Origin of the sequence: Marivita sp., from assembly GCF_965656765.1 — a bacterium.
GTDB lineage: Bacteria > Pseudomonadota > Alphaproteobacteria > Rhodobacterales > Rhodobacteraceae > Marivita.
Genome location: NZ_CBFHLV010000021.1, coordinates 24,402 through 44,756, shown reverse-complemented (window position 1 = coordinate 44,756; position 20,355 = coordinate 24,402). Strand labels below are relative to the sequence as shown.

General features: G+C 57.6%; 22 protein-coding genes and 1 riboswitch. Of the genes, 10 read left to right on the top strand and 12 right to left on the bottom strand.

All coding sequences use genetic code 11. The annotated features are described in order from the left end of the window. The first annotated feature begins 411 nt into the window (after nucleotides 1-411). Nucleotides 412-1,056 carry a L,D-transpeptidase gene (locus tag ACTG4M_RS08250; protein ID WP_439123172.1) on the top strand — a complete coding sequence of 215 codons (645 nt, stop codon included), beginning with the start codon at nucleotides 412-414 and terminating at the stop codon, nucleotides 1,054-1,056. Between the two features lie 12 nt (nucleotides 1,057-1,068). Here the strand turns inward: ACTG4M_RS08250 and ACTG4M_RS08245 are convergent, their stop codons facing one another. Next, a complete protein-coding gene (locus ACTG4M_RS08245) occupies nucleotides 1,069-1,284 on the bottom strand; it encodes a hypothetical protein (protein ID WP_439123171.1) in 216 nt (71 codons plus the stop codon). Between the two features lie 337 nt (nucleotides 1,285-1,621). Here ACTG4M_RS08245 and ACTG4M_RS08240 point away from each other — a divergent pair, with 337 nt between their 5' ends. Genes ACTG4M_RS08240 through ACTG4M_RS08230 form a run of 3 tightly spaced genes read left to right on the top strand, consistent with a single transcriptional unit; the run spans nucleotide 1,622 to nucleotide 3,718 of the window. Further along, entirely contained in the window at nucleotides 1,622-2,515 is an 894-nt protein-coding gene (locus ACTG4M_RS08240; protein WP_439123170.1) for a DMT family transporter, read from the top strand. Between the two features lie 59 nt (nucleotides 2,516-2,574). Further along, nucleotides 2,575-3,288: a cytochrome c biogenesis CcdA family protein gene (locus ACTG4M_RS08235; protein WP_439123169.1), complete on the top strand. Its 714-nt coding sequence runs from the start codon at nucleotides 2,575-2,577 to the stop codon at nucleotides 3,286-3,288. 19 nt (nucleotides 3,289-3,307) lie between these two features. Then, a complete protein-coding gene (locus ACTG4M_RS08230) occupies nucleotides 3,308-3,718 on the top strand; it encodes a thioredoxin family protein (protein WP_439123168.1) in 411 nt (136 codons plus the stop codon). A 5-nt stretch (nucleotides 3,719-3,723) separates the two neighbouring features. Here ACTG4M_RS08230 and aroC read toward each other — a convergent pair whose 3' ends face one another. Beyond that, nucleotides 3,724-4,827, bottom strand: coding sequence for a chorismate synthase (gene aroC / locus ACTG4M_RS08225; RefSeq protein WP_439123167.1), 1,104 nt, complete (start codon nucleotides 4,825-4,827; stop codon nucleotides 3,724-3,726). A 179-nt stretch (nucleotides 4,828-5,006) separates the two neighbouring features. After that, a riboswitch (TPP riboswitch) is annotated at nucleotides 5,007-5,108 on the top strand. A gap of 35 nt (nucleotides 5,109-5,143) precedes the next feature. Between aroC and ACTG4M_RS08220 the strand changes: the two genes are divergently transcribed. Genes ACTG4M_RS08220 through ACTG4M_RS08210 form a run of 3 tightly spaced genes read left to right on the top strand, consistent with a single transcriptional unit; the run spans nucleotide 5,144 to nucleotide 8,332 of the window. Continuing rightward, the gene (locus tag ACTG4M_RS08220) at nucleotides 5,144-6,133 is read left to right on the top strand and encodes a thiamine ABC transporter substrate-binding protein (protein WP_439123166.1); all 990 of its coding nucleotides are present in this window, start codon (nucleotides 5,144-5,146) and stop codon (nucleotides 6,131-6,133) included. After that, nucleotides 6,109-7,641 carry a thiamine/thiamine pyrophosphate ABC transporter permease ThiP gene (locus ACTG4M_RS08215; protein WP_439123165.1) on the top strand — a complete coding sequence of 511 codons (1,533 nt, stop codon included), beginning with the start codon at nucleotides 6,109-6,111 and terminating at the stop codon, nucleotides 7,639-7,641. The genes ACTG4M_RS08220 and ACTG4M_RS08215 overlap by 25 nt, the downstream gene beginning before the upstream one ends. Beyond that, nucleotides 7,622-8,332, top strand: a complete 711-nt coding sequence (locus ACTG4M_RS08210; RefSeq protein ID WP_439123164.1) for a thiamine ABC transporter ATP-binding protein — start codon at nucleotides 7,622-7,624, stop codon at nucleotides 8,330-8,332. Before ACTG4M_RS08215 ends, ACTG4M_RS08210 begins: the two co-directional genes overlap by 20 nt. A 72-nt stretch (nucleotides 8,333-8,404) precedes the next feature. Here the strand turns inward: ACTG4M_RS08210 and ACTG4M_RS08205 are convergent, their stop codons facing one another. Genes ACTG4M_RS08205 through petA form a run of 3 tightly spaced genes read right to left on the bottom strand, consistent with a single transcriptional unit; the run spans nucleotide 8,405 to nucleotide 11,148 of the window. Beyond that, a complete protein-coding gene (locus ACTG4M_RS08205; RefSeq protein ID WP_439123163.1) occupies nucleotides 8,405-9,193 on the bottom strand; it encodes a cytochrome c1 in 789 nt (262 codons plus the stop codon). 17 nt (nucleotides 9,194-9,210) lie between these two features. Further along, on the bottom strand, nucleotides 9,211-10,557 hold the full coding sequence (gene petB / locus ACTG4M_RS08200; RefSeq protein WP_439123162.1) for a cytochrome b: 1,347 nt from the start codon (nucleotides 10,555-10,557) through the stop codon (nucleotides 9,211-9,213). A 12-nt stretch (nucleotides 10,558-10,569) separates the two neighbouring features. Beyond that, nucleotides 10,570-11,148, bottom strand: coding sequence for a ubiquinol-cytochrome c reductase iron-sulfur subunit (gene petA, locus ACTG4M_RS08195; RefSeq protein WP_439123161.1), 579 nt, complete (start codon nucleotides 11,146-11,148; stop codon nucleotides 10,570-10,572). 217 nt (nucleotides 11,149-11,365) lie between these two features. On the opposite strand from petA, the gene ACTG4M_RS08190 reads away from it, so the two are divergent. Next, nucleotides 11,366-12,034, top strand: a complete 669-nt coding sequence (locus tag ACTG4M_RS08190) for an outer membrane protein (RefSeq protein ID WP_439123160.1) — start codon at nucleotides 11,366-11,368, stop codon at nucleotides 12,032-12,034. On the opposite strand, the gene pssA is transcribed toward ACTG4M_RS08190, so the two are convergent. The 7 genes from pssA to fsa form a co-directional block, all read right to left on the bottom strand. Further along, nucleotides 12,035-12,796: a CDP-diacylglycerol--serine O-phosphatidyltransferase gene (gene pssA / locus ACTG4M_RS08185; RefSeq protein ID WP_439123159.1), complete on the bottom strand. Its 762-nt coding sequence runs from the start codon at nucleotides 12,794-12,796 to the stop codon at nucleotides 12,035-12,037. Next, nucleotides 12,793-13,455 (bottom strand): phosphatidylserine decarboxylase, encoded by a 663-nt coding sequence (locus ACTG4M_RS08180; RefSeq protein WP_439123158.1) that lies wholly within the window; start codon nucleotides 13,453-13,455, stop codon nucleotides 12,793-12,795. Before ACTG4M_RS08180 ends, pssA begins: the two co-directional genes overlap by 4 nt. 88 nt (nucleotides 13,456-13,543) lie before the next feature. After that, on the bottom strand, nucleotides 13,544-14,149 hold the full coding sequence (locus ACTG4M_RS08175) for a glutathione S-transferase (RefSeq protein ID WP_439123157.1): 606 nt from the start codon (nucleotides 14,147-14,149) through the stop codon (nucleotides 13,544-13,546). A 110-nt stretch (nucleotides 14,150-14,259) separates the two neighbouring features. After that, the gene (locus ACTG4M_RS08170) at nucleotides 14,260-14,880 is read right to left on the bottom strand and encodes an FMN-binding negative transcriptional regulator (protein WP_439123156.1); all 621 of its coding nucleotides are present in this window, start codon (nucleotides 14,878-14,880) and stop codon (nucleotides 14,260-14,262) included. Nucleotides 14,881-14,966: 86 nt separating this feature from the next. Then, on the bottom strand, nucleotides 14,967-15,893 hold the full coding sequence (locus tag ACTG4M_RS08165; RefSeq protein ID WP_439123155.1) for a tyrosine recombinase XerC: 927 nt from the start codon (nucleotides 15,891-15,893) through the stop codon (nucleotides 14,967-14,969). Further along, nucleotides 15,890-16,594 (bottom strand): DUF484 family protein, encoded by a 705-nt coding sequence (locus ACTG4M_RS08160; protein WP_439123154.1) that lies wholly within the window; start codon nucleotides 16,592-16,594, stop codon nucleotides 15,890-15,892. The genes ACTG4M_RS08165 and ACTG4M_RS08160 overlap by 4 nt, the downstream gene beginning before the upstream one ends. 164 nt (nucleotides 16,595-16,758) lie before the next feature. Continuing rightward, complete coding sequence (fsa, locus tag ACTG4M_RS08155) at nucleotides 16,759-17,412, bottom strand: fructose-6-phosphate aldolase (RefSeq protein WP_439123153.1); 654 nt, start codon at nucleotides 17,410-17,412, stop codon at nucleotides 16,759-16,761. 77 nt (nucleotides 17,413-17,489) lie between these two features. On the opposite strand from fsa, the gene ACTG4M_RS08150 reads away from it, so the two are divergent. Beyond that, complete coding sequence (locus ACTG4M_RS08150) at nucleotides 17,490-19,691, top strand: primosomal protein N' (RefSeq protein WP_439123152.1); 2,202 nt, start codon at nucleotides 17,490-17,492, stop codon at nucleotides 19,689-19,691. A gap of 29 nt (nucleotides 19,692-19,720) precedes the next feature. Beyond that, nucleotides 19,721-20,155 (top strand): hypothetical protein, encoded by a 435-nt coding sequence (locus ACTG4M_RS08145; protein ID WP_439123151.1) that lies wholly within the window; start codon nucleotides 19,721-19,723, stop codon nucleotides 20,153-20,155. Nucleotides 20,156-20,355: the final 200 nt, after the last annotated feature.

The window sequence follows — 20,355 nt, the reverse complement described above, 5'->3', positions numbered from 1 at the left end:
CTCAATCAAAGCCCGATTGCACCGAAATCGGCGTAGCCAAGACGGTAGATCAGACGTTCCTTAAAATACTCTGAAAAAAATGTGACACGGTGTCCCCCAAGTTTGCCTATGAGGGTTGGATATGGACTCCGGTTTTTGGCCACATCCCCCAAATGGGGGGTGGCTGGAATGAAAGTGACCCAAGGTCAGGAATTCCATACCTTCGCTACTTTGGCTTCACTCATGGAAGTGTCAGGTCGCCCAAATTGCGCTGAGCAACTTGCGCAAGCTACGGATTTCGCACACAAGTTCGTGAAATTGGAAAATTGCATTTGAACCATGCACGCATTTGGCGGTTCCAATAGAGGTTAAGATTGTTGCATATATGACGGGATGGTCCGCTGCGGGCCCCAGACGTTCGAAAGGCTGCCTATGTTCACCAGACGACAAATGATTGCCACTCTCACCTCTTTGGCTGCACCAGCCATCGTTGGTCCAGCTTTTGCGGCACCGAATGAGTGGGACTCATGGGATGCGCAAGTCACCCCTGCGAATTTTGATCTGGGATCAACCAACCCGTGGGGCTTACACCCGCGATATCTGCCGCAGCGTGTGACGGCCAACTCAGGCCTTAGACCGGGCGACGTGCACGTGGATGCGGTCGCACGCTATCTGTATCACATCCAAGACGATGGCTCTGCGATGCGCTACGGCGTGGCAATTGGACGAGACGGTCTTTACGAGCCGGGCGTTTATACAATCCGTCGCAAGGCCAAATGGCCGCGCTGGACACCCACTCCAGCAATGATCAAACGTGAACCCGAAAAATACGCGCGCTGGGAAGAAGGGATGCCCCCCGGTCCAGCAAATGCTTTGGGGTCACGCGCGCTGTATCTCTATATCGGCAACCGCGACACTTACCTGCGTATCCATGGCACACCGGCCCCGCGCTCTATCGGAACTCGGGCAAGCTCTGGTTGCGTACGGATGGTCATGCCGCACATCAACACTTTGTATGATCAGGTTGATACCGGTGTGACCGCATATCTTTACCCAACAGATGGCAGTCGGCTTTGACGCGCGCAATCGTTACTGGCTGACGGGTCTCGTACAGATCGGATTACCACCGGTAGTCCGCAAAGGCAGCTCGGTCGTTTCGACCGGGCCGCGATGCGTGTACCAGAAACAGCCGTCATCGGGCCGAATGCGTGCTGTTGTCAGATCCTGGTAAGGCGCTGCAATTGACGACACAGACTCTGGAACAGTGACAAACCCTGCGCCAGTGGACGCCCCATCGTTGGGCATTGGTTCACACGCGGAAAGTCCAAGAAATAGGAGGGGCCCAGCGAGGATAGCCTTGGTTCTGGTCATAGTGCACTCGTTCCACTGTGTTATGTTGCGCGCGAAAGTTGCATTCCTGACTGGCCGCCGCAAGACTGCACGAGAAACTGCGCGGGAAAACATGGCATTGGTGCCGCAGCTTCCTAGTAGCAGGCGGCGCTTTGTGATCTCAACGATATTCAGCACCGACACCAAAACCCTGACTTAAGCCGTTGAAGTTGCCATTGGGCGGTGTGTAGATGGCCCAAACACTTTTGCGATGCCCAATGCGATCGCGTTCCATCCCATACCGGAGGCTTTTTTGGACATTCGCGCAATCCTGATGGGACTGGCCTTTGCGGTCATGTGGTCCTCTGCCTTTACCTCCGCGCGTATCATCGTGGCAGATGCGCCGCCGCTCTTGGCGCTGGCGTTTCGCTTTGCCATCTCGGGCGCGCTTGCAGTTCTGATCGCACGCTGGATGGGACAAAGCTGGAACCTGACCCGCACGCAATGGCGCGCAACCATCATCTTTGGGATCTGTCAAAACGCGCTGTATCTCGGTCTGAACTTTGTCGCGATGCAACGAATTGAGGCATCGCTAGCTGCCATCATTGCCTCATCCATGCCGCTTCTCGTCGGGGTTGCGGGATGGCTTTTTGCGGGACAACGTATGTCACCCATCGGTGTCATCGGCCTTATAGCGGGGTTCTGCGGCGTGGTTATTATCATGGGTGCACGTCTGGGTGCGGGGGCCGATATCTATGGCATCGGTTTGTGCATTATCGGCGTGATCTCTTTAACTGTCGCGACGATGGCCCTGCGCAACGCAAGCTCTGGCGGCAATTTCATGATGATTGTTGGATTGCAGATGCTTGTTGGTAGCGCAGCTTTGTTGCCCGCTGGGCTTCTGCTGGAGAGCTTCGAAGTGACGATGTCACCCAAGCTCGTGCTGGCCTTTGCTTACACGACCATAGTGCCGGGACTCGCTGCTACTCTGGTCTGGTTTTGGCTGGTCAATCGCATTGGCGCGGTCAAAGCAGCAACGTTCCATTTTCTGAATCCATTTCTGGGCGTGGCAATCGCTGCGCTGATCTTGTCCGAGGGGCTTGGCGCTATGGACATCATCGGGGTGAGTATCATTACCTTTGGCATTCTGGCTGTTCAGATTTCTCGCCAAAGCGGCGGAACTGAAACAAACTCAACAGCTAAGTGAAAGTCCGTCAGCACCTGTTTCAGTGACAGGCAGACCTATTGCGGTCTACGTCTGGTCTTATGGAAGTTGTGTTTGCATATGTCGCCGGTTTACTGACGCTGATCAATCCCTGCGTGATCCCGGTGTTGCCGATCGTGCTGGCAACCGCCGTGCAGGCGGATCGGCGCGGCCCGCTCGCCCTTGCCGGCGGAATGAGCCTGTCTTTCGTGGTTCTGGGCGTTAGCGTCACCGCCTTTGGTCACCTGATTGGGTTGACGATCGACACGTTGGCACAGATTGGGGCCTGGCTGATGGTGGCGTTTGGCCTCTTGCTGCTGGTACCAAAGGGGACAGCAGTTATGGTTGCTGCCACGTCCGGCCTTTCGGCACGCGCCGACGAAGGGATGAATGCTCTCGATGGTCAAAGCCTGAGGGGGCAGTTCGCTGGCGGCGCATTGCTCGGCGCCGTTTGGAGCCCATGCATCGGCCCCACTCTCGGCGGTGCAATCGCGCTTGCCAGTCAAGGGCAAAGCCTTGGGCACGTGACCCTCATCATGACCGCGTTCGCTATGGGTGTTTCAAGCTTCATGCTGGCGCTGGCATACGGCGCACGTGGTGCAATTGGCCGACATAATGCGCGCCTTCGCCAGATCGCTGTGGCCAGCCGACCTGTGCTGGGATTTGCCTTCCTGTTGGTAGGTACGACCCTTCTTATGCAGTGGCACCACGCGATTGAAATTTGGTTGCTCGACAACATGCCAGCATGGCTTGTCGATCTGTCCGTTCGTTTTTGACCTTACAGGAGACTTGAATATGCATCGTCGTACCTTTTTGACCCTTACCGCAGCAACGCTGATCAGCCCAATGGCTGCGCGCGCCGAAGCTTTGTCCTACACTCCAGGCATGGTGCAGGATCGGTTGGCGAAAGGCGAAACGCTTTTCCTGGATTTTACGGCCAGCTGGTGTTCCACCTGCAGATCTCAAGCGCGTACGATCAATGCGCTAAAATCCGAGAACCCGGCCTACGCCAATGGCGTAACCTTCATCGATATTGATTGGGATACGTACGGCAAATCGGAGCTCGCGCAATCTCTGAGGATCCCGCGCCGTTCCACTCTCGTGGTGCTGAAAGGCGAACAGGAGCTTGGGCGGATCGTGGCCCAGACCGGCAAGGCCGATATCAAGGCGCTGATGGATACGGCTCTCTCAGCTGCCACGTCCTGACCCGATCAGCCGATCTTGCCCCGGTTCTCTCCAACCTGACCGCGATGCAGCAGCAGGTGGTCAAGAATCACGCAGGCCATCATCGCCTCACCCACAGGGACGGCGCGAATCCCGACGCAGGGATCGTGCCGGCCTTTTGTGATGATCTCGGTCTCTTCGCCGGACTTGGTGATTGTTTTGCGTGTCGAAAGGATCGATGAGGTCGGCTTGACCGCAAACCGCACGATGACATCCTGTCCGGTTGAGATGCCACCAAGAATACCGCCCGCGTGGTTCGACGAAAATTTCGGCTTGCCGTCATCCCCCATGTAAATCTCGTCCGCGTTCAGCGTGCCGGTCAGCATAGCAGATGACATGCCTTCCCCGATTTCCACGCCTTTGACCGCATTGATACTCATCATCGCAGCGGCCAGATCGGTGTCGAGCTTACCATAGATCGGCGCGCCCAATCCGGCAGGTACGCCACGCGCCACCACCTCAATGATCGCGCCAACGCTTTCGCCGGACTTGCGCAGCCCGTCTAGGTAGTCCGCCCAATCCGCCGCTGCTTTGGAATCAGGCACCCAGAATGGGTTGTTTTCGATTTCGTCCCAGTCGAACTGATCCCGGTTGATCTGATGTGGCCCCATCTGCGTCATGTACCCGTTGATTTGCACGTCGGGCACCATGGCTTTGATCGCCTCGCGCGCAAGGCCACCCGCAGCCACTCGTGCCGCCGTTTCCCGTGCCGAGGATCGCCCGCCACCGCGATAGTCGCGGACACCGTATTTCTGCCAATAAGTGATGTCCGCATGTCCGGGGCGGAATTTCTCCATGATGTCAGAATAATCCTTGGACCGCTGATCGGTGTTTTCGATCATCAACTGGATTGGGGTTCCGGTTGTCTGGCCCTCAAACACGCCCGACAGGATCTTGACCTCATCCGCCTCGCGGCGCTGCGTGGTGTATTTGTTCTGTCCCGGTTTGCGCCGGTCCAGCCAGTGCTGGATCATGCTCGCATCAATCGGCACACCCGGCGGGCAGCCATCAACCGTGGCGCCCAAAGCAGGCCCATGGCTCTCACCCCATGTGGTGACACGGAACAGATGTCCAAACGAATTGAGGCTCATAGCGGGTCTCCTTGCTTGGAATGTGTCCTAGGGCAGGGGGCGTTTGTGCTCAAGGTGTTTCGAATGTGCTGCGCCTATCCGACAGGTCGGGGGCCAGCCCCCGAACCCCCGGAGTTTATCTGGCAAGATGAAGCAGCAGAGTTTTCGGCTTGAAGACAGCTGCTGAGGGCTCTACCTCTAGCAATACCTCGGGGTGCCAGGAAACTGGCTGAGATGCGTGATGCGAACCCGTTGAACCTGAACCGGTTAACACCGGCGGAGGGAAGGTCTGGACACGCTCCTGCTTTGCCCTCTCGTCGCAAAACAGGAGGATGCCATGAAAACGGCCCTTACATTTGCTGCGGGATTCCTTGCATCGACCACTTTGGTCGTCGCGCAAGAAACACCCGTTCTGACCATCTACGCAGGCGATTACATCGTCTCGGAATGGGGCCCTGGCCCCAAGATCGAAGAGATGTTTGAGGCGCAATGCGCCTGTGATCTGCAATTCAAGCCAGGGGATCTCTTGCCCCGCATTTTGCTCGAAGGGGATCAAACCGATGCGGATATCGTCTTTGGTCTGAACACCGATGTCACCCAACGTGCCCGCGAAAGTGGTTTGTTTGCCCCGCATGGTCAGGACACATCGTCTTTGACTCTGCCAGTCGATTGGACTGACGATGTGTTCCTTCCATACAACTACGGCCATACCGCCTTTATTTACAATGAAGAGCGAATTTCTGAGGTGCCCGCTAGTTTTGAGGCCCTGCTGAACGCGCCTGATGACCTTAAGATCGTCATTCAGGATCCGCGTTCGTCGATCTCGGGCCTGGCTTTGGTGCTTTGGGTCAAGGCGATTTATGGCGATCAGGCGGAACAGGTCTGGGAACAGCTCGCGCCGAAAATCCTGACCGTTACCAAAGGTTGGTCGGAAAGCTATGGGCTCTTCACAGATGGGGAGGCCGACATGGTGCTCAGCTACACAACCTCGCCAGCCTATCACATCATCGCGGAAGAAGACCGCACCAAGAAGGCGGCTATTTTCCCTGAAGGCCACTACTTTATGGTCGAACTGTCTGCCAAGGTGGCGGGTACGGATGTCCCGGAACTCGCGGATCAGTTCTTGGATTTCCAACTGTCCGAAGAATTCCAGTCGATGATCGCGACCGGCAACTGGTCCTTCCCGGCCAAGCTCGATCCCAGCCAATGGCCAGAAGGGTTCAAGGAACTCAATTTGCCTGAAACAGTGCTTTTCTATTCCGAAGAAGAGGCCGCCGCGTTGCGGGATGAAACGGTTGAGGAATGGCGTCGCGCCCTCTCTCAATAGCGGCCGCAACACTCGCGGCGCTGACCGTGGCCGGTCTGGTGATCGGCCCGGTCACGGCCGTGACCTGGCGTGCTGAGGCATTCTCTGGCTTTGAACCTGCGGATTGGCAGGCCCTACGCTTTACACTGCTACAGGCCACCTTGTCAGCGGCGCTGAGCGTACTGTTTGCCATTCCGCTGGCGCGAGCGTTGGCCCGGCGGCACTTCGTGGGTCGAGGGCTCTTGGTCGCGTTGTTGGGCGCGCCTTTTATTCTGCCTGTGATCGTCGCGGTGCTCGGTTTACTGGCGGTGTTTGGCCAGTCTGGATTAATCAACCGGATACTTTCGCCAATGGGTGTACCAGAGGTGCAAATCTACGGGTTGCACGGCGTTTTGCTGGCACATGTGTTTTTCAATCTTCCGCTGGCCACACGATTGATCTTGCAAGGGTGGCTGGCCATCCCGGCAGAGCAATACCGCTTGGCAGCAACACTCGGTATGGGCCGCCGCGCGATGTGGCAGTCCATCGAATGGCCGATGTTGCGACGGATCGTGCCGGGGGCGTTTGCAGTGATCTTTGTGATTTGCCTGTCGTCCTTTGCCGTTGCCCTCACTCTCGGTGGTGGGCCGCGAGCAACGACGCTGGAGTTGGCGATCTATCAATCTATGCGCTTTGATTTTGACCTGGCACGCGCTGCCGTTCTAGGGCTTGTGCAACTTGGTCTGGCTCTGACTGCAGGGTTGATCGCCCTACGGGTGACCTCGCTGCCCGTTGCCGCCAAAGGGCTGGATCGTCATATGCCACGATGGGACCGAGCAGATTGGCCTGCGATTTGGACGGATGCCTGCTGTATTATCCTTGCTGCGTTGTTCCTTCTGACCCCGCTGGTGATGGTGGCGGTGAACGGGCTTGCCGGGATCACGACCTTGGGTGCCTCGGTGTGGCAAGCGGCCGGTCACTCGATCATGGTCGCCTTGGGCTCGACTGTGTTGTGCCTGTTATGGGCCGTACCTCTTGCGACGCGCTGGGGCGAATGGCTGGGCCTTGCGGGGATCGCATTGTCGCCGCTGGTCCTTGGGATTGGGCTGTTCCTGATCGTGCGCCCGTTTGCCAACCCGTTTGAACTGGCGCTTTACGTCACTGCAACGGTTAATGCATTTGTGAGCTTGCCCTTCGCTCTCCGCATTCTGCGGCCCGAGGCAGAGGCAATTCGCGCGGACTACACTCGGTTGCGTGGCGCGCTGGGCCTGTCGGGATGGGCTTGGTTGCGCTGGGTTTTCTTGCCCAGGCTTAAGCGCCCCTTGGGATTTGCCGCTGGACTGACGGCAGCGTTGTCGATGGGGGATTTGGGTGTGATCGCATTGTTTGCCGATCCGGATCGGGCGACGCTTCCACTGAAGGTGTATCAGTTGATGGGCGCGTACCGAATGGAACAGGCGGCAGGTGCGGCGTTCCTTTTGCTAATGCTCAGTTTGGGACTTTTTTGGATGTTTGACCGAGGAGGGCGTGTTGGCTCTGCAACTCGATAAAATTCGGGCACGGTCCGGGACTTTCGATCTGACCGCTGATCTGACGGTCGAAGCCGGTCAGCACGTGGCAATCATTGGCGCGTCTGGGTCGGGCAAGTCGACTTTGCTGGATGTGATCGCAGGCTTCCTAACACCGCAATCCGGTGTTTTGCGATGGAACGGTGGGGATATCACCAATCGCGCTCCGGCAGTGCGGCCCATCAGTATTCTCTTTCAGGACACCAACCTCTTTCCCCACCTTTCCGTTGCGCAGAACCTTGCGCTGGCTTTGAACCCTGTAACGGGGCGTCAGCGCGCCGGTGATATAGACCGGATCAATGCGGTTCTGACCCGCGTTGGCTTGTCCGGCTTTGCCAGCCGGTACCTGTCTGAAATGTCGGGGGGGCAGCAAAGCCGGGCGGCACTGGCGCGTGTATTGGTGCAGGCTCGACCCGTATTGCTGCTGGATGAACCCTTCGCTGCGCTTGGTCCCGCGCTCAAAGACGAGATGCTTGATTTGGTGACCGAGGTGGCGCAAGCCGAAGGTCTGACAGTGTTGCTCGTGTCGCACGACCCGAAAGATGCCCGTCGCTTTGCATCCCAGACCATCGTGGTCGAGGATGGAGCAGTCGCACGACCGCAAGAAACGCAAACCTTACTGGATAACCCGCCACCGGGATTGCGGGCATATCTTGGCGCCGATCAGTCGTAGAGAGGTTGCGCCGGCCAACAAAAAAGCCCCGCCAATTCGGCGGGGCTTTTGATTTGTTCAAACCTCTTAGGCTTAGTCTTTGGCGCGTGCCTTGACCGGGGCCCAAAGGCGCTTGTTGGTCAGGTACAACAGAACCGACAGGACGGTCAGGAAGATCACGCCGACAAAGCCGGCCTGCTTGCGGGCCATCAGCTTGGGTTCAGCCGCCCACATCAAGAACGCCGCCACATCTTTAGACTGCTGTTCAATAGTGGCTTCGGTGCCATCTGAGAATTCAACATCATCGCCATAGAGCGGTGGAGCCATAGAGATCCATCCACCCGGGAACGCTTCGTTCTCGTAAAGGATGACACCAGCTTCTTCTTTCTCTTCTCCGGTGTAACCGTGTAGAAGCGACGCAATGTATTCCGGCCCACCCATGCCTTTGAAGAACTGGTTGATGCCCAGTCCGTAAGGGCCGTGGAACCCGGCGCGTGCCTTGGCCATCATGCTGAGGTCGGGGGCACCCGCCGCGTTGTTGGCTGGGAAGTGGTCCGTCGGACGGGCCGGACGGAAATCTTCCAGCTCGTCGTCATAGACCTCAAAGAACTGTTCCGCATAAGCGCGGACCTGATCTTCGGGCATCCCGGGGCCATCTTCGGCCGACAGGGTGCGCAGCGGCACATATTGCATGCCGTGGCAGGCGGAACAGACTTGGGTATAGACCTGAAGTCCACGCTGCAACTGCGCTTGGTCAAAGGTTCCGAACGGGCCTTCAAACGAGAAATCGTAGTTCTCGACGTGACCGGTCGCTCCGGCGGCAAAAGCGCCGGAGACAGGTGCCATGGCCAACGTGGCCGCGAGGGCAAGTTTCTTAAGCATTGTTTGCTTGTCCTTTCTTACTCGGCCGGGGTCGCAGCAGGTGCGCCCTCAGTGGACGAGGACTTGCCATAGTTTGCCTTGAAGTCGTCCTCGATTGTATCGGGCTGCGGCAGCGGTTTTTCAAGCACACCAAGCAGCGGCAGGATCACAAGGAAGTAGGCGAACCAATATGTTGAGCCGATCAGGGCGATATACGGATAGATACCCTCGGCAGGCATCGCACCGACCCACATGAGAACAAAGAAGTTCACCACGAAGAGCCAGAACCACCACTTGAACATCGGACGATACCGGCCTGAACGGACGGACGATGTGTCGAGCCACGGTACCAATGCCATTACGACAATCGCACCAAACATCGCAAGGACACCAAAGAACTTCGCATCGACAATACCGCCGGTCAGGAAGCTGGCTGCGATCACAACCCAAACGTCGCCGTCAAAGGCACGCAGGATGGCATAGAATGGCAGGAAGTACCATTCCGGCACGATGTGCGCAGGTGTCGCCAATGGGTTCGCTTCGATGTAGTTGTCGGGGTGGCCCAGATAGTTCGGCATAAAGCCGACCACGGCAAAGAACACCACGAGGATGACTGCAAGCGCAAACAAATCCTTGATCACGAAGTAGGGCCAGAAGGGCAAAGTGTCTTTCTCTGCGTCTGCTTTCGACGTGCGGCGGACTTCAACACCGGTCGGGTTATTGTTGCCCGTGGTGTGGAAGGCCCAGATGTGCACAATCACAAGACCGGCAATCACGAAGGGCAGCAGATAGTGCAGCGAGAAGAAACGGTTCAGCGTTGCGTTGTCCACCGCAGGTCCGCCCAGCAGCCATGTCTGGATCGATTCACCTATGAACGGGATCGCACCAAACAGGCCAGTGATCACCGTCGCGCCCCAGAAGGACATTTGCCCCCAAGGCAAAACATAACCCATGAACGCGGTACCCATCATCAGCAGGTAAATCAGCATACCGATGATCCATGTGATCTCGCGCGGGGCCTTGTATGATCCGTAGTAAAGACCACGGAAGATGTGCGCATAGACCGCAACAAAGAACAGCGACGCGCCGTTCATGTGCAGGTACCGCAGCATCGCGCCACCGTTCACGTTACGCATGATGTGTTCGATGCTGGCAAAGGCCATGTCGACATGCGGCGTGTAATGCATCACCAAAACGATGCCTGTGATGATCTGCAGCGCCAGACAAAAGGCAAGGACGATACCCCAGATCCACATCCAGTTGAGGTTCTTGGGTGTGGGGATCATCAGTGTGTCATAGGCCAGCCCAAGGATGGGAAGCCGCTTGTGAAGCCACTTTTCTCCGCCGCTTGACGGCTCATAGTGGTCGTGAGGAATTCCAGACATTCGCGCGTCTCCTTATCCCAACAGGATGGTTGTTTCGTCGACGAATTCAGCGGGCGGCACCGGGAGATTTTCCGGCGCTGGACCTTTGCGGATCCGACCCGACGTATCATAGTGCGACCCGTGACACGGGCAGAACCAGCCACCCACACCGCTATCGGCGACATAATCACCGGCGTTACCGAGAGGCACACAGCCGAGGTGTGTACACACGCCCATCTGAACCAGCCATTCGCCAGTTTCATCAAGTGCACGGTTTTCATCGCTCGCGTCTGCACTGTCTTCGATATTCGCGTTGCGGGCGATCTGATCGGGAAGATCGGACAGATCGACACTCCGTGCTGCTTCGATTTCATCAGTGGTACGACGGCGGATAAAGACCGGCTTACCGAGCCATTTGACTGTGATCTGCGAGCCTTCCGACACGCCGGACACGTCCACACGGATTGAGGACAGTGCCAAAACATCCGCCGAGGGGTTCATCTGGTTGACCAAAGGCCAAACCGCTGCACCTGTGGCAACCGCACCTGCGCCGGCTGTTGCGTAGTACAGGAAGTCCCTCCGGGTGCCTTCGTGGTGTTCTGCGTTGGACACGAGGTTATCTCCATTTAACGGCCGATCTTCTGGCCACAATACGGGTTGAACCGCACATGGGCGGCGTTCCGAACGGGTATTTAGCGGGCTACCCCCTAGTCGTCCACCTCCAGACGACCTACCTTATGAATAAGCGCCGAAGTGTCGCGGTATTCGGCGCTGACGGTGCTCAAATGGCGTGTTACGCCAAGGACAAAAGCGAAACGGACGGCTTCCCATGCAGAAAACGATTCTGTCAGGTATTCTTGCACTTAGCACTTTGACCATCGCGTCCCCCGCGTTGGCCGAAATGGAGCTGTCAATCTATTCCGGGTGGCAAACATCACCGCACAGCCGTGTCTATGGTGATTATCCGGGCACGGGTGCCGATATCGACGCGCTCATCGGCTGGGAAGGGCGGTCCTTTGAAATGCCGCCTTACTACGGTGTGCGCGGCACGTGGTGGAAAAACGAAAACTTGGGCTTTGGCCTCGAATTCACCCATGCCAAGGTCTACGCGCCTGATGACGAAAAGGCGGCGATCGGGTTTTCCGACCTCGAATTCACGGATGGTTTGAACATTCTGACCGTCAATGCTTACCAACGCTGGCCCGGTCTCTGGGCTGAAGGCGCATTGACGCCCTACGTTGGCGGTGGGGTTGGTGTCGCTATTCCGCATGTCGACGTGGACACAACCACTGGCATTGATACCTATGAGCTTCAACTAACGGGTCCGGCTGCACGCCTGACCGCTGGGGTAAGCTATGACATCAATGACCGGTTCGCGGTGTTTGGCGAATACCAGTTTACTTACTCCAGCAACACGGTTGATCTGCCCGAAGGCGGGTCTCTTGAATCTGACATCAAGACCAACGCGTTGAACGTCGGCTTGACACTTAAATTCTGATCACTCCTCAGCCTTGTCGCGTGACTGTGCGAGAGCACGACGTGATGCAGGCAACATCGACACAACCGCACCAATATAAATCAAGCTCAGCACCACAAGTGCGATCCATGTATAGATGGCAACTGCGGCTCCGATCGCAGCAAATCCGACCAGAAACAACTTAACCCGACGCTGACTGATCTGCGTTGTCTTGAACGACCACACTGGAAAGCGCCCGATCATCAACATGCCGATTATGGCGATGTAAGCTGCCAACAACACGTCGGGAATGATCTGCTCGCTGTCAAAAGCGAACGAAGCATACATCGGCAACATCACCAAAAGAGCACCCGCCGGTGACGGGATGCCGATGAAATAAGCGTTTTCCGGCGATCCCTTTTCAGCTTTTCGCGCGACATTGAACCGCGCAAGCCGGGTCACAGCGCAAACGGCATAGACCAAAACGGCCAGCCACCCCAATTGACGGGTGTCCTCTAACGCCCAAACATACAAAAGCATCCCTGGCGCGACTCCGAAATTTAGGAAATCCGCCAGTGAGTCGAGCTCGGCCCCCATTTTGCTGTCGCTGCCCAACGCGCGCGCCAGCCGCCCGTCCAGACCGTCCAGAATGGCTGCCAGCAGGATCAATTGAACCGCCAGCTCGTAATTGCCCTGCAATCCGAACCTGATTGCGGTCATCCCGGCGCAGATAGCTGTCACTGTTAGCATATTCGGCAACAGCTGGATCAGCGTTAGTTTTTCACCGTTGTTTTCGGTGCTCATACCGTCAAGTCCGCAATCACCGTTTCTCCGGCGATCATGGTCTGCCCGATCTTGACCGACGGCTCCACTCCATCCGGCAGATAGATATCAAGCCGCGATCCAAATCGGATCAGGCCAAACCGTTCGCCCCGATCCAGAACCGCACCTTCCTGCGTAAAGCTCACGATACGGCGGGCAACGAGACCTGCAATCTGCGTTACGGTCAGGATGCGGTCATCGTCCATCCGGATCACCAGTGAATTGCGCTCATTGTCTTCGCTCGCTTTATCAAGCGATGCGTTCAGGAATTTGCCCGGACGATAGGCGATTTTTTCAATCTTCCCAGCCACCGGCGCGCGGTTCACATGGCAGTTGAACACAGACATAAATACACTCACCCGGGTCAGCGGGATCTCTGGCAAGCCAAGCTCCCGCGGCGGAACAGCCGGTTCAATCAGGGACACGACACCATCCGCCGGGCTGATCACCAGCCCCGGTGCCTCTGGCGTGACACGCTCTGGATCGCGGAAAAAATAGTAGCACCAAACCGTCAGGCCAACACCGATCCATCCGAGCACGTCCTCGACTGCAAAAAGCACCAAGGTGATTATGGCAAAGATCGCAACGAATTTGCGCCCCTCGGGGTGCATTGGTTTGATAAATGTATCGGTCATCCGCATCGCGGCAGTATCCTCTCAAAGCGTTGAGGGTCGGTAAACCCCGGCAGACCAACGTGCAAGGCTTGGCATGATGACGTACCGTCTCTGGTTATGGGTCCGGATGTGTCGCAACCATGCTGTCACGCTGGGAAAAGCCTTCGAACCACGCGGCCAAACCATCGCGCCCGGTGCGCCAGGACCGCGCGTCATGGCGCAGGTCCAGATACCCCAGCGCACAGGCCACCGCGATGTGCCCCATATCCATCCGGCCATTCAAATGACTCATCCAGCGCGTGTTCAGCGCATCCAATGCACGAGACACCTTGCCCCACTGTCCCTCGACCCAATCCATCATGACCTTCTCCTCGGGACGGAACCGCGTCTCGTAGACCATAAGAACGGCAGCATCGAGAATGCCATCAGCTGTCGCCTCGAGCGTTAGCGTGTCCCAAATCCGGTGGTCTGGATACAATCCGCCCTCTGCGCGTGCATCGAGAAAACGGCAGATAACCCGGCTGTCGTAGATCGTCGGCCCGTCCGACCGGACAAGTGCTGGGATTTTACCAACTGGGTTTGCCGCGATCAGCTTGGAATCAGGGGTCAGCGGCGTGGTGGCCACGTCCACATGTTCGATGTCGTCATATTGCCCGGTTTCGTGCAGTGTCACGAGAACCTTGCGAACAAAGGGGGATGGGCCTGAACGAAGAAGTTGCATCTGACTGCTCCAAAAATCGGTGATAACCTAGCTAATCCTGTTGGACGGCAAATGCCAAGCGGCGCGATGCGTCGATGTATTGCTTCTTTCAGCCGACGGAAAAAGCCCGCTCACAACACCGGCGGTTCTGCCATCAACGCGGCCAGCGCCTCAAGCTCTGTGCCCATCCCGCCCGTAACCTTCGCCGCAGCACGTTCCCGCACCGTGTTGTCCTTGTTCTGGCCCAGCTTCCATGTCGCTGCGATATCGTCCACCATCATCCGACAAGGCACGATCATCCGCATCATCTTTTGCAGCACTTCGGAGGTCATCTTGTCCGTGGTCCAAGGTGCCTTATCCGCCAAGCGGTTTTCGAAATGCGCTGATTGTACATCAAGCACCTCACGCATGTCCTCATGTGGTAAGAGCGCCAAGACCCCGGTGATCTGTACCGCGACGTAATTCCACGTCGGTACCTGGTCTGCGACACCGTACCAATCTGGTGAGATATAGGCATCAGGCCCATTCACCGTGATCCGAGCAGGCAACGGTGCGGTCAACGCCCGCGCAATCGGGTTTGAGCGCACCAGATGGATCAGCACCTCGCGCCCGTCTTCGGACAGCAGAACAGGTACATGCGCCACCATCGGCACAGGATCCCCATTGATCATCAAGCTGCCAAATGCGCGGTCCCGGACAAAGGCGATGTCCTTGGCAGTGTTTTTGCTGTGAAAGCTCGGGCTTGGATGCATGGGTGTGGCTCGCGAAAATAGTTGCGTCAGCTCAGAATTTGCACGGCAAACACCGAAAATCTCGCCTTAAATTGTACCCGTCACAATCATCCCGCCTTGGGATGCGACGCCTCGTACACCTTCATCAGGTGAACCGTATCGACCGAGGTATAGGCTTGCGTTGTCGAAAGAGACGCATGGCCCAACAGCTCTTGAATGGCGCGCAGGTCGCCGCCAGCTGACAAAAGATGTGTCGCAAAGCTGTGTCGCATTGCGTGTGGCGTGGCCGTGGCGGGCAAGCCCAACTGCAAGCGTGCCTGTTCTGTCACCTTCTGCACCAGCCGCGCATTAAGCGCACCACCGCGTGCGCCCCGGAACACCGGCGCATTTGGTTCCATCTTAAAGGGGCAGAGGGCCACATAGGTTGCCACCGCTTGCCGAGCGATTGGCAAAACGGGCACCACCCGTTCTTTCCCGCCCTTGCCGATGATCCGCATCGCGTCGCCCAAAGGCAGGTCACGCCCGGTCATGCTTAGTGCTTCGGAAATCCGCAATCCGCAGCCATAAAGTAGCGTCACCACCGCCATGTCGCGTGCGCCGACCCAGTCTTTCTGCGACTGCTGACCCACTGTGTCGATCATCGCGCGTGCGGCGTCTTCGTTCAAAGGGCGGGGCAGTTTCTTTTGAAATTTCGGTGCGCGCGTGGACAGAACAGCGGTCGGCTCGAACCTCTCGCGCTCGGAAAGCCAGCGATAAAAGGATTTGACCGCCGACAGCTTTCGCGCCAACGATCTGGCACTGGCGCCACTGCTTCGGGTGTGTGCCATCCACGCCCGCATGTCCGGCACATTGATGCGCGCCAATGGGGCAAGCCCTTGCGCTTCGGCCTTGTATTCGGTCATGAATGCGATGAAATCGACAACATCGCCACGATACGCGATCAACGTGTTTTCAGCGGTACCATTCAGCGCTCGGCTTGATGCCAGCCACCCCTCCAACGCGTCACGCGCCGCCGGAGAGATCGTCAGCGTCACGACAACCAGCGCCGCATTTGACGCTCGAAAACACCTGTGAAGAAGGTCAACAGATCGGTGCCCTGCTGCGGAGTGAACTGATGCGGATCTTCCGCCCCCATCACCAACAGCCCCGGCAAACGCCCAGGCCCGAAATCCAGCTTGAGACAAGCCTCGGATCGCACCCAGTCAGCCTTGTCGCCATAAATTTCGGGTGTGCCGGTTTCGATCTGGCGCAGCGTGACCTGCCGGGCAGAGCCATTGGGCCGCGTGCTTAGGTACTCATCTATGAACCCCGGTGCCGCCACAGACAGCACTGATCCCAGCCGTTTGATGGCCGGATCTTCGTCGTTCTGGACCGATTCCAAAACCAATTTGATCACATCGACGCGTAGTATCTCGGCCACGTCGCCACCAAGATCGCGCAAAAACGGTTCAAACTCGACTGGGTCCATCAGCCGTAGGATCGCGCGATGGATTTGATTGGTGCCGGCGAGGTTTTCATATGCCGCTGCGATCACCGACCGATGTGTGTCTTCCAACCGGTCAAGACGGGCCTCAAGCCGATCCATTGCGATGCCGCGCAGATCCACGATATTCCCACCCATCGCACGCTCGTTCGCGGCGATCAGGGCACGCATGAGATCTTGATCCTCAAGAATCACATCGGGGCGCGTCATTATTTTTTCGCGCAAGTCGTCATCGATACGGGGGCTGCTCATGCCATCCTCGTGTTTTTGTATTTCGTCGGACCCTATCAGGAGACCAAAAAAGATGCCCGCATTTTTTCGATCAAATGCGGGCATCTTGCAAAACTGTGACAGATCGGGCCTGCGAAAACGCGTCGATGCGATTTCAGCGCCACGTTGACGTGGCTTCGTCCCGTTCAGACGATCTTGATATTGGCGGATTCGGCGTCTTTGATGAACTGGTCCAAACCTTTATCGGTCAACACGTGGTTTGCCATCGCCTTAATCACACCCGGAGGGGCCGTTGCCACATCGGCGCCGATCTTGGCACAATCGCTCATGTGGTTGGCTGTCCGGATCGACGCGGCAAGGATATTGGTTTCAAACCCGAAATTATCATAAATTTCACGAATATCCGCGATCAAATCCAAACCATCCATGTTCAGATCGTCCAAGCGCCCGATGAACGGAGAGATAAATGTCGCTCCGGCTTTGGCCGCCAAAAGCGCCTGATTGGCCGAGAAGCACAGCGTGACGTTCACCATTTTGCCTTCATCCGACAGCACCTTGCAGGCCTTCAGGCCGTCCCAGGTCAATGGCACCTTCACCGCGATGTTCTCCGCGATCTCGGCCAGTTTGCGGCCTTCGGCGATCATGTCTTCCGCTTTAAGAGCAACCACCTCGGCGGAAACCGGACCCTCGACCAAGTCGCAAATCTCTTTTGTAACTTCGAGGATATTGCGTCCCGATTTCTTGATCAGTGACGGGTTTGTCGTCACACCATCGACCATGCCCAGGTCGTTGAGTTCCGCGATGGCGTCAATTTCGGCAGTGTCGACAAAGAATTTCATGCTGTGTCCGTCCTCTGATGGGTTGGCCTTTCCTAACGGTGGCTTTACCCCATGACAATGCAGACCGAAACCCTGAAATGATGGCGCTAACATCTAGCTATTTTGACCAAGGCGCGCTGATCGGCGTGTTAACCACCCAACCCCTCGACCGTGTGCTGGATTATCGCGCGCCCGAAGGCGGGTGCCATCTTGGCGCATTCGTCGAGGTGCCACTGGGCCCGCGCAAGGTGTTGGGTGTGGTCTGGGGGCCGGGGCGCGGCGATTATGATATCTCTAAGGTGCGGTCAGTGATCCGTGTTTTGGATGCAGCGCTCATGCGTGCGGAACTGATGTCGTTTCTCTCCCGTGCGGGCGACTACACGCTCACACCGATGCCTGCGATGCTGCGCCTTGCCACCCGCGCGCCGGGGTTGGGTGATCCGCCCTCTATGCGCAAGATCTACCGTCTGGGCGACAGCACGCCCGACCGGATGACCGATGCCCGGACCCGCGTGCTTGATGTGTTGCAGGACATGGGCGGACTGTCGCTGACGCTGAGAGAATTGGCCGAAGCGGCGGGTGTCACGACATCTGTAGTCAAAGGCCTCGCCAAGCTGGGCGCGGTGCGCGAAGAGGACAGCCCGCGCGACACGCCGTTCCCAACGCTCGACCCCAGCCGCGCGGGCAAAGACCTGACCGACGACCAGACATCCGCTTCCGCCAAACTGCGCGCCGCCGTCGCCACGCGTGACTATGGCACAACGCTGCTCAAAGGGGTGACCGGGTCGGGCAAGACAGAGGTTTACCTCGAAGCGGCGGCCGAATGTCTGGAGCAAGGCCGCCAAGCTCTGGTCTTGCTGCCGGAAATCGCGCTCACGTCCGAGTTCATCACCCGAGTCGATGCACGCTTTGGCGCAAAACCTGCCGAATGGCATTCCGGTGTAACCATCACCGAACGCCGCCGCGTCTGGAAAATGGTCGCTCAGGGCGGTGCGCAATTGGTCGTTGGCGCGCGGTCCTCGCTCTTCCTGCCATTCCGCGATCTGGGCCTGATCGTCGTCGATGAAGAACACGACACGTCCTACAAACAAGAGGACGGCGTCCTCTACAATGCCCGCGACATGGCGGTGCTCCGGGCGTCGATATGTCAGGCCCAAGTGATCCTTGCCTCCGCGACGCCCAGCCTCGAAAGCTGGGCCAATGCCGACGCGGGCAAATACACCAAGCTGGAACTCACCTCCCGCTTCGGCGCCGCCGTCATGCCCGAGATGCGCGCCATCGACATGCGCAGCGAAGACCTGCCAGGCTCAAGCTGGATTTCCCCAACCTTGCAACGCGCAGTACAACAGCGACTGGACAACCAAGAACAGGCGCTCCTTTTTATCAACCGTCGTGGCTATGCCCCTGTCACGATCTGCCGCGCTTGTGGGCACCAGATTGGGTGCGACCACTGCGATGCGCGGATGGTGGAGCACCGGTTCCTCAAACGTCTGGTATGTCACCAATGCGGCGAGACCAAACCGCTGCCCAGCACGTGTCCCTCCTGCGAAGCCGAAGACAAACTCGCAGCCGTCGGTCCCGGCGTCGAACGCCTCGCCGAAGAGGCGCAGACCTTGTTCCCGGATGCCCGCCTCGCGGTTCTGTCGTCGGATATGTTCGGCTCTGCACGCGCAATCAAGGCCGAGATCGAGACCATCGCGCAGGGCGGCGCAGACCTCATCATCGGCACGCAACTTGTCGCCAAGGGCCACAACTTCCCGCTTCTGACGCTTGTGGGCGTGATCGACGCAGACCTCGGCCTGCAAGGCTCGGATCTGCGCGCGGCGGAACGCACGTTCCAACTCATGCGACAGGTCGCTGGCCGGGCAGGGCGCGCCGACAAACCTGGCCAAGCACTGATGCAGACCTTTCAGCCCGAACACCCGGTGATCCGTGCGATCCTGTCCGGCGATGAACAGGATTTTTGGACCGCCGAGGCCGGAGAACGCCGCGCTGCTGGTGTGCCACCTTATGGGCGCTTGGCCGGGATCATCCTGTCCTCGACCGATGTGCAAGAAGTGTTTGACCTTGGCAACGCATTGGCCCGCAATGACGGCCCTTTGCGCCGAGTCGGTGCGCAAGTGTTCGGACCCGCCCCCGCGCCTATTGCCCGAGTGCGCGGTCGCCATCGTGTGCGTCTGTTGGTCAAAGCCCCCAAGGGCACCGCGCTGCAGCCCGCTCTTGCCGAATGGGTCGCCCCGTTCAAGCTCAAGGGCGAATTGCGCATGGCCATAGATATCGACCCGCAGAGCTTTTACTGACTTTTGAACGCCATCTAGTATCAATCCACGTGCTGTGGCGCGCCGCAACAGGGCAAACAGCAGTTCAGATAATACAAGATCGACCCGGCAATGCTTGTCGGGTGTTCAAGATACTGGTCAAGATACCTGGTCGCTATCACGACCTCGCACTCTTTGTTCGAAAAATACGCCACACGCTCATTGTTGTTGAAAAAATCCTGCGCATGCTCGTCACCCCCACGAACCGCCGTGTAGGTGGCTGGAAGGTTCTGGCTCAGCTGAAAGACCTGGATTTCGCCACCAAACTGCGCGCAACGCTCTCGGACGGTTTAAAAGTACACGAATCGCCGCAAAAGCCCCGCTTCCTCATCACGGTCCGCGCCCAATGCAAACTTGGTGCCCGCATGATAAAGATACGTGCCCTTCACGATCATTCCGCCATTGCTGCAGGACCCATAGGTGCAATTGTACACTTTCCCGGTTGACGCATTTGTCCATGTTGCCGTGTCACGCGACATTTCCGTTCTCCAAACCGAGGGTGCGATTGTGACAGATGCTGCAGGCGATATGTTAACAAATCATTAATAGGTCCGGTCCGGTCTCAATGTTTCGCGTGCGAAACAATAGGTCAGCTTTTGCACCGCATTTCTGCTGCGTCCCGTGACCCACAGGGCGGCCATATTTT

Coding starts and splice junctions, on each gene's coding strand:
- ACTG4M_RS08250 (WP_439123172.1), top strand. CDS start 412: ATGTTCACCAGACGACAAATGATTGCCACTCTCACCTCTTTGGCTGCA.
- ACTG4M_RS08245 (WP_439123171.1), bottom strand. CDS start 1,284: ATGCCCAACGATGGGGCGTCCACTGGCGCAGGGTTTGTCACTGTTCCA.
- ACTG4M_RS08235 (WP_439123169.1), top strand. CDS start 2,575: ATGGAAGTTGTGTTTGCATATGTCGCCGGTTTACTGACGCTGATCAAT.
- ACTG4M_RS08230 (WP_439123168.1), top strand. CDS start 3,308: ATGCATCGTCGTACCTTTTTGACCCTTACCGCAGCAACGCTGATCAGC.
- aroC (WP_439123167.1), bottom strand. CDS start 4,827: ATGAGCCTCAATTCGTTTGGACATCTGTTCCGTGTCACCACATGGGGT.
- ACTG4M_RS08220 (WP_439123166.1), top strand. CDS start 5,144: ATGAAAACGGCCCTTACATTTGCTGCGGGATTCCTTGCATCGACCACT.
- ACTG4M_RS08215 (WP_439123165.1), top strand. CDS start 6,109: ATGGCGTCGCGCCCTCTCTCAATAGCGGCCGCAACACTCGCGGCGCTG.
- ACTG4M_RS08205 (WP_439123163.1), bottom strand. CDS start 9,193: ATGCTTAAGAAACTTGCCCTCGCGGCCACGTTGGCCATGGCACCTGTC.
- petB (WP_439123162.1), bottom strand. CDS start 10,557: ATGTCTGGAATTCCTCACGACCACTATGAGCCGTCAAGCGGCGGAGAA.
- ACTG4M_RS08190 (WP_439123160.1), top strand. CDS start 11,366: ATGCAGAAAACGATTCTGTCAGGTATTCTTGCACTTAGCACTTTGACC.
- pssA (WP_439123159.1), bottom strand. CDS start 12,796: ATGAGCACCGAAAACAACGGTGAAAAACTAACGCTGATCCAGCTGTTG.
- ACTG4M_RS08180 (WP_439123158.1), bottom strand. CDS start 13,455: ATGCGGATGACCGATACATTTATCAAACCAATGCACCCCGAGGGGCGC.
- ACTG4M_RS08175 (WP_439123157.1), bottom strand. CDS start 14,149: ATGCAACTTCTTCGTTCAGGCCCATCCCCCTTTGTTCGCAAGGTTCTC.
- ACTG4M_RS08170 (WP_439123156.1), bottom strand. CDS start 14,880: ATGCATCCAAGCCCGAGCTTTCACAGCAAAAACACTGCCAAGGACATC.
- ACTG4M_RS08160 (WP_439123154.1), bottom strand. CDS start 16,594: ATGAGCAGCCCCCGTATCGATGACGACTTGCGCGAAAAAATAATGACG.
- fsa (WP_439123153.1), bottom strand. CDS start 17,412: ATGAAATTCTTTGTCGACACTGCCGAAATTGACGCCATCGCGGAACTC.
- ACTG4M_RS08150 (WP_439123152.1), top strand. CDS start 17,490: ATGATGGCGCTAACATCTAGCTATTTTGACCAAGGCGCGCTGATCGGC.